Source organism: Pseudomonas sp. ok266, from assembly GCF_900110195.1.
GTDB lineage: Bacteria > Pseudomonadota > Gammaproteobacteria > Pseudomonadales > Pseudomonadaceae > Aquipseudomonas > Aquipseudomonas neuropathica.
Genome location: NZ_FOCU01000006.1, coordinates 137,318 through 150,366 on the forward strand (window position 1 = coordinate 137,318; position 13,049 = coordinate 150,366).

Annotated in this window: 9 protein-coding genes and 2 pseudogenes; 10 read left to right on the plus strand and 1 reads right to left on the minus strand. The window is 60.1% G+C overall.

The features are described from left to right. The first annotated feature begins 1 nt into the window (after window position 1). The 3 genes from BMY54_RS12675 to BMY54_RS12685 are packed head-to-tail and all read left to right on the plus strand — an operon-like array spanning window position 2 to window position 4,644. Window positions 2-2,398, plus strand: coding sequence for an acyl-CoA reductase (locus BMY54_RS12675; RefSeq protein WP_093432892.1), 2,397 nt, complete (start codon window positions 2-4; stop codon window positions 2,396-2,398). Between the two features lie 42 nt (window positions 2,399-2,440). Then, complete coding sequence (locus BMY54_RS12680; protein ID WP_093432895.1) at window positions 2,441-3,742, plus strand: phenylacetate--CoA ligase family protein; 1,302 nt, start codon at window positions 2,441-2,443, stop codon at window positions 3,740-3,742. Further along, the gene (locus BMY54_RS12685; protein WP_093432898.1) at window positions 3,730-4,644 is read left to right on the plus strand and encodes a GNAT family N-acetyltransferase; all 915 of its coding nucleotides are present in this window, start codon (window positions 3,730-3,732) and stop codon (window positions 4,642-4,644) included. The genes BMY54_RS12680 and BMY54_RS12685 overlap by 13 nt, the downstream gene beginning before the upstream one ends. 70 nt (window positions 4,645-4,714) lie before the next feature. Here the strand turns inward: BMY54_RS12685 and BMY54_RS12690 are convergent, their stop codons facing one another. Beyond that, on the minus strand, window positions 4,715-5,242 hold the full coding sequence (locus BMY54_RS12690; protein ID WP_093432901.1) for a hypothetical protein: 528 nt from the start codon (window positions 5,240-5,242) through the stop codon (window positions 4,715-4,717). Between the two features lie 381 nt (window positions 5,243-5,623). On the opposite strand from BMY54_RS12690, the pseudogene BMY54_RS31295 reads away from it, so the two are divergent. The 7 genes and pseudogenes from BMY54_RS31295 to glgA all read left to right on the plus strand — a co-directional run. Continuing rightward, window positions 5,624-6,754: pseudogene (locus BMY54_RS31295) on the plus strand (cache domain-containing protein); the annotation flags it as partial. 333 nt (window positions 6,755-7,087) lie between these two features. Further along, window positions 7,088-7,615 (plus strand): annotated as a pseudogene (locus tag BMY54_RS31300) (methyl-accepting chemotaxis protein); the annotation flags it as partial. A 237-nt stretch (window positions 7,616-7,852) separates the two neighbouring features. Next, window positions 7,853-8,299, plus strand: coding sequence for a DUF411 domain-containing protein (locus BMY54_RS12700; protein WP_093432907.1), 447 nt, complete (start codon window positions 7,853-7,855; stop codon window positions 8,297-8,299). Next, window positions 8,299-8,733, plus strand: coding sequence for a YqaA family protein (locus BMY54_RS12705; RefSeq protein WP_175559603.1), 435 nt, complete (start codon window positions 8,299-8,301; stop codon window positions 8,731-8,733). The genes BMY54_RS12700 and BMY54_RS12705 overlap by 1 nt, the downstream gene beginning before the upstream one ends. A gap of 87 nt (window positions 8,734-8,820) precedes the next feature. Further along, window positions 8,821-9,870, plus strand: a complete 1,050-nt coding sequence (locus BMY54_RS12710) for an alpha/beta fold hydrolase (RefSeq protein WP_093432913.1) — start codon at window positions 8,821-8,823, stop codon at window positions 9,868-9,870. A gap of 13 nt (window positions 9,871-9,883) precedes the next feature. Next, on the plus strand, window positions 9,884-10,837 hold the full coding sequence (locus BMY54_RS12715) for a D-2-hydroxyacid dehydrogenase family protein (RefSeq protein WP_093432916.1): 954 nt from the start codon (window positions 9,884-9,886) through the stop codon (window positions 10,835-10,837). Window positions 10,838-11,457: 620 nt separating this feature from the next. After that, on the plus strand, window positions 11,458-13,044 hold the full coding sequence (glgA, locus tag BMY54_RS12720; protein WP_093432919.1) for a glycogen synthase GlgA: 1,587 nt from the start codon (window positions 11,458-11,460) through the stop codon (window positions 13,042-13,044). Window positions 13,045-13,049: the final 5 nt, after the last annotated feature.

Consider the following 13,049-nt stretch of genomic DNA (forward strand, 5'->3'; position numbering starts at 1 on the left):
CATGTACCTGCTCAACGGAGAGCTTTGCGCCGAAATCGACCTCGACAACGCACTGGCGCAACTGCATCAGACCTTGCCGCACCACCTCAGCACACCGCTGGATAGCGCCGTCGTTCTGACCGCCGCGGGCAACTTTGCGCAGCATCTGCACAGCGCCGAACTGCCGCTGGATGACGAACAACGCCAGGCGCTGATTGACTTCTGTCAGCCTCACGCCCTGCAAACCAAACTTGAACGCGAACTGGGTGATCAGGCCGATTCACTGCGGCGCGTTGATTATCAGCAATCGCGCTTTGAACGCTGGAGTCCCTTGGGCCTGGTGGTTCACGTCACCCCGGCCAACGCGCCGCTGCTGGCCTGCTGCGCCATGCTCGAAAGCCTGTTGGCCGGCAACCTCAACTGGCTACGCCCCAGCCGCAGCGACCAAGGCCTGACCGCACGCCTGCTGCACGCATTGGTGCAATGCGACCCCAGCGGTCAACTCCGCTATTACGTCGCGGTGTTACCCGTAGCGACGGAGCAGATCGGCCGCTTGTGCAAAATGGCCAATGGCGTATCGGCGTGGGGAGGCGAAACCGCGCTGCAAGCCATCCGCCAACAGTTGCCACCCGGATGCCGCTGGATCGACTGGGGGCACCGCATCAGTTTCGCCTACCTGACGCCAGACGCGGCCTCGCCGCCAGCGCTGGACGCGATTGTCGATGAAGTCTGCCGACTGGACCAACAAGCTTGCTCCAGCCCGCAATGGTTGCTGGTCGACAGCGACGATCCCGCCGTTGTGCAAGGCATCGGCAGCGCACTGGCCGAGGCATTCGAGCGTCGCGTCGGGCAATGGCCGGCGCTGACTCCGACGGTTCAGGAAGCCAGCGAGATCACCAGCCACACCCTGATGGCGCGTCTGGGCCAGAGCTTTTCCGGTAACACCGGGCAGGTCTGGCGCGCGCCGGGCTGGCGGGTGATCTGGAGCCATGATCAGTCGCTGGCGCCTTCGCCGCTGTTTCGCACGTTGCTGCTCAAACCACTGCCACGGGCGCGACTGACGCAAACACTGCTGCCTTGGCGCAACGTGTTACAGAGTTGCGCGCTGGTCTGCGGTGAAGCGCAGATCAATGAGCTCGCACGCACATTGATTGCAGCGGGCGTCAGCCGAATTACGCCGATCAACGCGATCCACGACGGCTACGACGGCGAGCCCCACGACGGCGTTTACGCACTGCAACGCCTGAGCCGACGCGTGTCGGTCAGCCTCGCGCCAACGCAGTTGCCCACCCACATGAACCTCGACCAGCCACCTTGCGCACTGACATTGACAGGTCTGCCGATCACCGACAAAGCAGCGTTTATCGCGCGACCGACGACAGCGGCGGCGCAGCTGTTTTTCCGCTCCGGCGGCAGCAGCGGCACACCGGCGCTGTCGGGCTTCAGTTACCGCGATTTTCAACGGCAAATGCGCGCGACGGCCGATGGGTTGTTCGCGGCGGGCCTTGATCCGCGCCGCGACAAGGTGATGAACCTGTTCTTCAGTGGCGGCTTGTACGGCGGCTTCTTCAGTTTTGCCAAAGTCCTGGAATTGCTCGGTGCGACGCACCTGCCCATGGGCGCGCCGGCCGACGATGATTACCGCGATATTGCGCAAGTGATCATCGAGCAGCGCGTGACTGTGTTGATCGGCATGCCCAGCACCCTGCATCGATTGTTCCTCAACGAGGGGCCGCGTCTGAGTCGTTATGGGGTGATTGAAAAGGTTTTCCTCGGCGGAGAGCACATCAGCGATCAGTGCCGCGAATTACTGCATCGCTGCGGCGTCGCCAGTATCCGTTCGGCTGTGTACGGCAGTGTCGATGCGGGGCCATTCGGGCATGCCTGCGCCGCCACTGGCGACGGTGTGTTCCATTTGATGGACGCTATCCAGCAGCTGGAAATCGTCGCACTGGAGCAGGACAAGCCGGTCGTTGGCGATGAAGTCGGCCGTTTGCTGTTCACCTCCAAAGCACGTGAAGGCCAACAGGTGCAGCGCTATGAAGTCGGCGACACCGGCCGCTGGCTGGCCGGCGACTGCCCGTGCGGGCTGAGTTCGCCACGTTTCGAATTGCTGCAACGACACGGCCGACTGCTGCGCATCGGCAGCGACTTCATTTGTCTGAACGAACTCGCCCGCCACCTGCAGGCGCCGTTTCAGTTACACCTCGATCACGCACCCGATGGCCTTGAGCGCCTGCTGATTCACAGCCCTGGCGAACCCGCAGACATTCTCTGCCGACTCGAGGGCTACGCGACGCTGGCGACACTCGTGCGCACCGGGCTTCTCACCGTGCAGGCGCAAACCTGCGAGCCGCAACATTTCGACAGAAACAAACACAGCGGAAAGATTCCGCCCGTAATCGACTCGCGCCGTTAACAGCGATCGTCAGCCATGGCCAAAACAATTAACGAGAACACCATGAATACAACAACAGAACTTGGCAAGTTGTTCGCTTTTGCCCGCGAACATTCGGCGTATTACGCCAGACACTTGCAAAACGTCGCGCCGCAGACAAATACCCTGGATGAACTTCCGGTAATCGATCCACAACAATACTGGGCAAGTAGCGAGCACCTGGAACAATGGCCGGTACTGACCTCAACGGTCGAACGCGCCCTGGTATTCAAGACCGGTGGAACAACCAGCGCCGGTAAACTTTCAGTATTTACCCGCGAAGAATGGCAGACACTTGTGCGGGACTTCGGCAGCCATCTCGCCGGTCAACTCAATCCCGGCGACCGGGTGGCGAACCTGTTTTTCGTCGGCGACCTGTATGCCAGTTTCATTTTTATCCACGACGCCCTGGCGCACGAACCGGCGGGTGTTACCGAATACCCGTTTACCGGCGACGTCGACCCTGCGGTGCTGGCCGACTCGATCCGACAACACCGGATCAATGTGCTGGCCGGCGTGCCCGCGCAATTGCTGGCGTTCGCCGCCGTGCTGGAGCGCCAGGCGCGAACCCTGGCCGAAGTGGAAACAATCCTTTACGGCGGCGAAAGCCTGTTCACCGGACAATTGCAGGCGTTGCACCGGGTGTTTCCCAACGCGCGGATTGCCTCGATCGGTTACGCCAGTGTCGATGCCGGTTTCATCGGCGCCGCAAGCCGCGATTGCGCACTCGGCGAGCACCGGATGCTGGCCAGCCACAGCGTGCTGGAAATCGTCGATGAACACACCGGTGAAGTGATCGAAGAATGCGACCGAACCGGACGACTGCTGATCACCAACCTCACCCGCCGACTGATGCCGCTGATCCGCTACCCCGTGGGTGATCTCGCTTGCTGGCGAGAGCCGGCTACCGCGTCGATGCGCAAGTTCGCCTTGATGGGCCGCAGCACCAGCAGTCAGCGGGTGCGCGTGAGCAGCCTGACTCTGTTGATCGAAGACATTGCCGCAATCGTCGCACGCATCACCGCCAGCGACGACTGGCAACTGGTCATCAGCCAATCGGCCAACGTCGATATCGTGTGCCTGAAATGGCTACCCAACGCGCTGACGGCCGAGACCGCTGACGCCAACACGACCTTGCAGCGTGCACTGATCAAGCACTACCCGCTGATCAAGCAACTCTGCGCTGAGCGCTTGATCGAGTTGCAGATTACCCATTGCATACCCGATGAACTCGCGCGCCATCCGCGTTCCGGCAAGCGCCAACGCGTCGTCGATCTGCGTGTCTACGCCACGCCCGGACCGGAGCAACGTCCATGGACAACTTGACGCTGCGCAGTTATCGCCGATCCGACGCCAGGGCCATCAGCCATCTGTTTCGGGAAATCTATGGTGACCACTACGTGCAGCCGCACGTGTATTTGCCGTTGATGATCAATCAGAACCATGGCGAGGGTCGCTGGCATTCACTGGTGGCGGAATTCGGGAAAAAAATCCTCGGCCACGCCACGTTGTGCAGAAACGCGGGATCGTCTACGGCGGAACTGGCGTTGAGCGTGGTCCATCCGTCAACACGCGGGCAGAACATCGCGACGCAGTTGGGCATGCGGCTGTTGATCCATGCCCAGGCACTCGGTTGCCACGGCGTGACCATCAAACAGGTGACGCAGCATCTCTACACCCAACGCATGGCTGACCGACTCGGTTTTTGCAGCACCGGGTTGTTGCTCGACTACGTCCCCTCACCGTTTGGCGAGCCACTGCCGGAGTCCATCGTCATCGGCTACACCCCCGTCGAAGGCTATCGCCGCCCGCTCCCGGCATTGTCCTGGCCGCAAAGCTGTCACGATTTCATGGCGCATTTGTGCGGCGTATACGGAACACAAGACAAAGAAGCGCGTTGGGTGGGAGAGCCGATGCAGGTTGAACAATACTCAGGGCGTTATGACGTGGTGCTGAAAAAACTCGACGCCGGCTTGCTTCAACAGCTACGACGACTGCCCGAACACTGGTTGATCTCGATCAGGCTAAGACTGGCAACAGGCTTCGCCAATGCCGTGGATAGCCTGTCGGCAATGGGCTTCGTCTTCACCGGGATTGCCCCGAATGAACGGGGCGCTGGATGGTTGGCGTTGTTTCATCGGGGCTATCGCGCGCGATCGCTGGAGCTGCGCTGCCCACACCTGCAACGACTGCATGATCAGGCTCAACAACGCGTCGCGGCACGCTGAAGCGAGGCGTTGCCGGGTTCTTGCACATCAACCAGCCCGTTCAAGCGTTGAGCGGGCTAAACGGTCAGCCTCAAGCTTTGGCTTTGACACCTTCATCGACCGGTTTCGCGGCGTTGCCTTCACCGTAGGTCTTGAGGTTCTGCAGGACATAGATCGCTTTCTTGAACTCTGGAATCAGACTCTGGCCGTAAGCGTTGCCATTGAGGCCATTGTTCTGAATGGCGTCGAGCTGGGTCGCGAAATACTCCAGGGCGTTGAATTTGGCATCGATATCTTTGGTCACGCCAAAACGGTCGAACTTGTCACCGGCGTTCTTCAAGGTAAACGACGTGATCTCGGAGATCAGGCCGCGGCTGCGCAGCATCTCGCTCAGATTTCCCAATTGTTTTACTGAAACATTCGCAGGATCAAAGCCCTTGATGGCCTTGCGCAGGCCCTGCTTGTCCATTTCAGCGGTATTCAGCGCGGTGGGATTGGTACCGACCTTGGTCAGCATCTGCTGCACTTTGATGCTCTGGGCCACTTGTTTTTTCGCGCCGGTGTTACGAACCATAACGCCTGCTTTGCTCTCCCAGCCGCCGACAATACCGATCGTCATGAGAAGACTCCCTGTGAAATGAACAAAAAAATATCCGTGTTGAACGGCAATAATGGCCGCGAGTATCGGCGGGCGAATTGATGGCACCAACCTATTTCTGCACTTTTTTACAATTCTTGTACATTCTCGATACAAAAGCCCAATGGCCCGCGTTCACTGATCCAAAGTTGTCATGACAAGGTAACGAAAATCACTTTTTTGCTTATCGACGCGCGCTGATCAACACCTGTGTATCGATCTCGATACCGGCCGGTCATCGGTATTGCTGCTTTTTAGGACGCGAGTACCTAAAGCTTCCGGGCACCACGACGATACGCTGGAGATACCCGCACTGTTTTATCCCTGCCCCTAATAAGAAACGCTGCTCAAGGACCGGACTCCATGCCCGCATTCCGCACTATTCAGGCTCGCTACACGCTGTTTCTGGTTCTGTTCATCCTGCTGTTGTCGGTGTTGACCGTGGTTGGCATCAGCCAACTGGTCGCCCCGAAACTGCGCCATACCGAAGAACAGGTGGTACTCAACCGCATCGCCGAAGTCGCCGAGCAGATTCAGGGCGAGTTGAACAAAGTGCAGGCGCAACAGCGCAGCATCACCCAGACCATCCCGCTGCTCGACAGCGCCGCCATCGACGCGGTGCTGCCAGGTCTGGTCGATCAATACGGCGAGCTGAAAGTATTCGGCGGCGGGATCTGGCCTCTGCCGGGGCAACGTGAAGCCGGGCGCAACAAATTCAGTACGTTCTGGCACCGCGACGCCTCGGGCAAACTCGCCGTCAACACCTTCTGGAACAGCGACGCGGCGCCCAACTACTACGACCAGAGCTGGTACAAGGGCGGCATGGCCACTCCGCGCGGTCAATGCGCCTGGGCGGCGGCCTATAAAGATGACGCCAGCGCCGAGCCGCGCACCAACTGCGCCATGGCCATCCAGAAAAATGGCAATGCGTGGGGCGTGTCGACCATTGACGTCACCCTTGGCTTCTTTAACGACCTGGTGGCGCGCAAGGAAAAAGACCTTAACGCTGAGATGCTGATTGTTGAAGCCGACGGCAAGGTCATCAGTAACAGCTCGCGCATCAGTGGCCCGATCGTGCTGAAGAACATCAGCGAACTGGCCGGCACGTCGACCTTCGCCAGCCAGGTCAAAGCCGGGTTGCAGAACCGCGATCAGGCGCAGCGCATCGAATTCGATAACAACGGTGAAGCCAGCACTTTCTTCATGCGTCCTATCGAAGGCACGCCGTGGTTCCTCGCCACGGCGCTGCCGACGAAAATGCTCACCGCCCAGCGTGATGACGTCCTCAGCACCTTGAGCCTGTTGCAGATTCCGCTGGTGATCCTGCTGGTGCTGTTGCAGGTCTACGCGATTCGTCAGTTGGTGCAACGCATGAAAGCCTTGAAAGCCAACATCGATTTGCTGTCCAGCGGCGATGCCGACCTGACCCGGCGCATCACCATTCGCGCCGAAGATGAACTCGGCGCCATCGGTCACTCGGTGAACACCTTTATTGCCTACTTGCAAAACATGATCGGCGAAGTCACCCAGGCCACCGGCGCCATGGCCTCCAGCCTGGATAACCTGCAACGCACCTCGGCGCAGACCAGCCAGATTCTGTTGCGTCATGCTTCGGAAACCGATCAGACCGTTACCGCCATCACCGAAATGAGTTCGACGGCAGAAAGCGTTGCGCAGAACGCCGCCGAAACCGCCGCGTTTACCCAGCGCGCCAATGAAAATGCCGACCGTTCGCGGGTGGTGGTGGGCGAAGCGACCAACAGCGTGGTCGCGTTGATCGATGAAGTGGCCAGCGCTACACACAAAGTTGAAAACATGCAGCAGGACGCCCAGCGCATCACCGAAATTCTCGGGGTGATCGGCGCGATTGCCGGGCAGACCAACCTGTTGGCGCTCAACGCGGCCATCGAAGCAGCACGCGCCGGTGAACAGGGCCGTGGTTTTGCCGTGGTTGCCGATGAAGTGCGTGCCCTCGCCGCGCGCACCCAGGCCAGCACCTCGGAAATCAACGAGATGTTGACGCGTCTGACTCAGGGCGTGAGCTCGTCGGTCAGCGCCATGGAAAACACCCAGGCCAGTTGCCAGTCCGCCGCCGACGCGACCGCACGGGTCAACTCCGGTCTGGACGAAATGGCCGGCTCGGTCAGCCACATCAACAGCCTCAGCACCCAGATCGCCACCGCCGCCGAGCAGCAAAGCGCCGTGACCGAAGAGATCAACCGCAGCATGGTGCAGATCCGCCACATGGTCGATGAGCTGGTGCAGAGTGGCAAAGCCAGCGAACTCAACACTCACCAGTTGCTCGAAGCCAACAGCCGGGTGAGCGCGATCATGGGCCGTTTCAAAGTGCGCTGATCCCTCGTACCACAAGGGTTTTCTGCCCAACAGATAACCCTTGTGGGAGCGAGCCTGCTCGCGAAAGCGATCTTTCAGTCCCCGCTTCAGTGTTTGAACTACCGCATTCGCGAGCAGGCTCGCTCCCACAGGTTGGTGCTGCGTTTTGCAACAACTGGAAACATTGCGTTGATGCCCAGCGGCAAAAACCGGTCAAAATGCGTGCTTTCCGATTGTCACCCGAGCCGAGAATCCGTTATGCGAACCCACCTGCGTCTGCTCGCCCTGAGCGCCCTGTTCATCTCCGCAATGGCCCAGGCTGCCGACCTGATTCCGATCGAAGTCCATCGCGATGCCAATTGCGGCTGCTGCAAGAAATGGATCAGCCACCTTGAAGCCAATGGCTTCAAAGTCGAAGATCACGTCGAAAGCGACATGAGCAGCTTCAAGCAGCAACATGGCGTACCGCCGCGTCTGGCCTCGTGCCACACCGCGATCATCAACGGCAAATTCGTCGAAGGCCATGTGCCCGCGGAACAGGTTCTGGCCCTGAGCAAGCGTGACGATCTGCTCGGCGTCGCCGCACCGGGCATGCCAATGGGCTCGCCGGGCATGGAAATGGACGGCATGAGTGATGCTTATCAGGTTATCGGCCTGAAGAAAGACGGGGCTGACGTGGTCGTGGCGGATTACCCGGCCCATTGATCATCACGGCGTACGGCGGCCTGTTTCTCGCCGCTTTCGGCGCGGCGACCTTGTTGCCGCTGCAATCCGAGGCGTTGCTGGTCGGCCTGATCGTCAGCGAGCGTTATTGGCTGTGGGGGCTGCTGGCGGTGGCGACGCTGGGCAACGTACTCGGCTCGCTGGTCAACTGGTGGCTGGGGCGCGGGATCGAGCGCTTTCAGGATCGGCGCTGGTTTCCGGTCAGCGCCGCGCACATGTCGAGGGCGCGCAAACACTATGAGCGCTACGGTCACTGGTCGTTGCTGCTGAGCTGGTTGCCGATCATTGGCGACCCCCTGACGCTGATTGCCGGCGTGATGCGCGAACCGCTAGGGCGCTTTCTGTTGATCGTCACCCTGGCCAAAGGTGCACGTTACGGCGTGCTGGCCCTGCTGACGCTGGGGTGGCTGGGTTGAACGTTCAGGCGCGGGCATTGCCTGTGTTTAACGTCGGCGTAATCCGCTCGTTCCAGCATCGGCCGATTTCAAACGGAGTTTGACCTTATGTCTGTCATGTTTTCCCGTTGGCTGCCTGGCCTGTTTCTTTGCGCCGCCCTGCCCCTGTCGGCGCAGGCTGCGACGTCAAGCGAAGCGACGCCGGAAGGCCCGGCCTATGGCCCGGAACTGCAAGGCTTCGATTATCCCTACACCCTTAAACACTTTGCCTTTCAGTCCCAGGGCAAATCCCTGCAGATGGGTTACATGGACGTCGCCGCTCACGGCAAGGCCAACGGCCGCACTGTGGTGCTGATGCACGGCAAGAATTTTTGCGCAGCCACCTGGGACAGTTCGATCAAGGCCTTGAGCGAATCCGGTTACCGGGTGATCGCACCGGACCAGATCGGCTTCTGCACCTCCAGTAAACCCGACAACTATCAATACAGCTTTCAGCAACTGGCGACCAACACTCAGCAGTTGCTCAAAGCGCTGGGCATTCAAAAAGCCACGCTGCTCGGTCATTCCACCGGCGGCATGCTCGCCACGCGTTATGCCTTGCTGTTCCCCGAGCAGGTCGAGCAACTGGCGCTGGTAAACCCGATCGGCCTGGAAGACTGGAAAGCCCTCGGCGTGCCGTATCGCACCGTGGATCAGTGGTATCAGCGTGAGCTGAAAGTCAGCGCCCAAGGCATCCGTGATTATGAACGCACCACTTACTACGACGGCCGCTGGAAACCGGAATTCGACCGTTGGGTGGACATGCTCGCCGGGCTGAGCAAAGGCCCGGGCAAGACTCAGGTCGCATGGAACTCAGCGCTGATCTACGACATGATTTTCACCCAGCCGGTGTATTACGAGTTCAAAGACCTGAAGATGCCGACCCTGCTGCTGATCGGCACCTCCGACACTACGGCCATCGGCAAGGACCTCGCGCCGCCTGAGGTGAAAGCGAAAATCGGCCATTACGACGTGCTCGGCAAACAAGTGGCCAAGCTGATCCCGCAGTCGACGCTGGTGGAGTTTCCCGGCATGGGCCACGCGCCACAAATGGAAGAGCCGGCACAGTTCCACAAGGCCTTGCTCGGCTGGCTGAATACAACCAATCCCGTTCGTTGATGAGGTAAGGCTGATGGCGGTGCAGATTGCAGTAATCGATGACTGGCAGGACGTGGCCCGCGACGTGGTCGACTGGTCGGTGCTCGATGGCCTCGGTGAGGTGACGTTCGAACACGATTACCCGGCGGACAATGCCACACTGGCCGAGCGACTGGGCCGCTATCAGGTGATCTGCGTGATGCGCGAGCGCACGCGCTTCGATGAGGATTTGCTCAAGCGTTTGCCTCATCTGAAGTTGCTGGTCACCGGCGGCATGCGCAACGCAGCACTGGATATGCAAGCGGCCGCCAGGCTGGGGATCAAGGTTTGCGGCACCGACAGTTACAAGCATGCCGCGCCGGAATTGACCTGGGCGCTGATCATGGCGGCGACACGCAATCTGGTGAACGAAGCCAATGCCCTGCGCGACGGTCACTGGCAGCAAGGGCTGGGCGGTGACCTGCACGGCAAGACCCTCGGCATTCTCGGTCTGGGCAGCATCGGCCAACGCGTGGCGCAGTTTGGTCAGGTGTTCGGCATGCGGGTGATTGCCTGGAGCGAAAACCTCACCGCCGAACGCGCTGAACAGGCTGGCGTGATGTACGTGAGCAAGCAGGAACTGTTCGAACAGTCCGATGTATTGTCGGTGCATCTGGTGCTCAGCGAGCGCAGTCGCGGGCTGGTCGATGCGCAGGCACTGGGCTGGATGAAGCCAACGGCCCTGCTGGTCAACACCGCCCGCGGGCCGATTGTCGATGAGGCGGCGCTGATCAAGGCGTTGCAGAAACAGCAGATCGCCGGGGCGGCGCTGGACGTGTTCGAACAGGAACCGCTGCCCGCGATGCATCCGTTTCGAACGTTGGACAATGTCTTGGCGACGCCGCATGTCGGGTATGTCAGCCGGCAGAACTATGAGCAGTTCTTTTCGCAGATGATCGAGGATATTCAGGCTTGGGCGGCTGGGGAGCCGGTTCGCCTGTTGAACTGAGAATTCCCATCATTACGCTGGTGTAGCGACCACCGCCTTCGCGAGCAAGCTCGCTCCCACATTGGATCTGTGCCAGGAACACATTTTCTGTCCACTGAAGATCTCCTGTGGGAGCGAGCCTGCTCGCGAAGGGGCACTCACTGTCACCCCATCAACAAACTGCCCGCACCACAACAGTGCAACCGCACTTCCCGCTAGCACAGAATCGTGACCGATCAGTCACCGTTTTCGCCCTCCCTCGCAGAAAAACCTGCACTTCGTCGGTGCGTTTCCCCCTCAAAAGCACGGTCGGCGTGGCTTGCCAACCGATTGTCGAACAATTTACCCATTTGCTCCGCCCCGCTCTAGGATCTGGCCTAGACTGACTTTCGCGGGGTAAAACCGACCGGTCACATCGCGGAAAAAAAGTCGAAACTTTTGCGCGCGGCGGCTGGTCATCTGAAAGACAGGGCCATAGCGACTGGTGCAATCCTTGCAACGGCCCGTTCACCCATTCTGCTTGCGCGTGTTGGGTAGCGTTTGCTCACCGATGCGTGGCGCGTTTGCGCCCGGCCACAGGACTTGGCCATGGACATCGCTTGTTCAAGACAAGAATCAGATCAACGAGACGGGAGATTCATATGATCAGTGCGGCATTGGAAATTCAGGGAGAGCGTGCTCAGCAGGCGGTTGGTGAATCGAGCACCATCAGTGTTCCTGGCAGCCGACAGATCAACATTCCCGGCACCAAAACGCTGACTCCGGTAGCGAGCCAGAACCCCAACAAGAAAAAAGTCTTGTTCGTCACCTCGGAAATCGCCGATCTGGTCAAGACCGGCGGTCTGGGTGACGTCTCCGCTGCCCTGCCCCGGGCCATGGCCCATCTGCACGACGTGCGCGTGTTGATCCCCGGTTACCCGCAGGTGATGCACAGCGAAAACCCGATCCACATCATCGGCGAACTGGGCGGCCACGCAGCGCTGCCGCCGTGCAAGATCGGGCGCATGGACATGCCGGACGGTCTGGTCATCTACGTGCTGATCTGCCCCGAACTCTATGAGCGCGAAGGTTCGCCCTACGGCGCCAACAACGGCCGCGACTGGCCGGATAACCACATTCGCTTCGCCCGCCTCGGTCTGGCCGCCGCCGACATCGCCGCCAACCTCGCGCAAATTCACTGGTGCCCGGATCTGGTGCACGCCCATGACTGGCCGGCCGGTCTCGCGCCTGCCTATATGCACTGGCGCGGGCAGCGTACGCCCACCCTGTTCACCATTCACAACCTCGCCTATCAAGGCGTGACCAGCCTCGGCTCCTGCCCGGAGCTGGGGATTCCAGCCCATGCCCTGCAACAGGAAGGCATGGAGTTCTACGGCAAGATGTCATTCCTCAAGGCCGGCATGGCGTATTCGAGCCATATCACCACGGTCAGCGCCACTTACGCGCAGGAAATCACCACCCCGGATTTCGGCTGTGGCCTCGACGGTTTCCTCGCCGCCAAGACTCAGCAAGGCTTGCTCAGCGGCATCCCCAACGGAATTGATGAAAGCTGGGACGCTGCGACCGATCCGCACCTGTTTGCACCGTTTGCCATTGGTGACTGGGAAGGCAAGGCGATCAACGCCGCGCACGTGCGTGAGCTGTTCGACCTCAACGATTCCACCGGACCGCTGTTCGCTGTGGTGTCGCGACTGGTCTACCAGAAAGGTCTGGACCTGACGATAGCGGTATCCGAATACATCGTGCAGAACGGTGGCCAGATCGCAATCATCGGTCGCGGCGAACCGGAAGAAGAACAAGCCATGCGCGAACTGGCGCTGCGCTTTCCTGGGCAGATCGGTGTGCGCATCGGCTTCAATGAAACCGACGCCCGACGCATGTTCGCCGGCAGCGATTTCCTGCTGATGCCTTCGCGTTACGAGCCTTGCGGTTTGAGTCAGATGTACGCCCAGCGTTTCGGCTCGCTGCCGGTGGCGCGCAATACCGGCGGTCTGGCCGACACCATTGAAAACGGCGTCACCGGTTTCCTCTTCGATGAGTCCACCGCTGAAAGCTATCAAGAGGCCCTGAGCCGCGCGTTCAAGGTATTCGCCTTCCCCGAACTGCTCAACGCCATGCGTTGCCGCGCAATGGCTGCGCCGTTCAACTGGTGCAAAGCGGTTGAACCGTACGCCGAACTCTACGAACAACTGGTCGCCAAGGCGCTGGGTAAAGCTCACCACAAATAACCAGG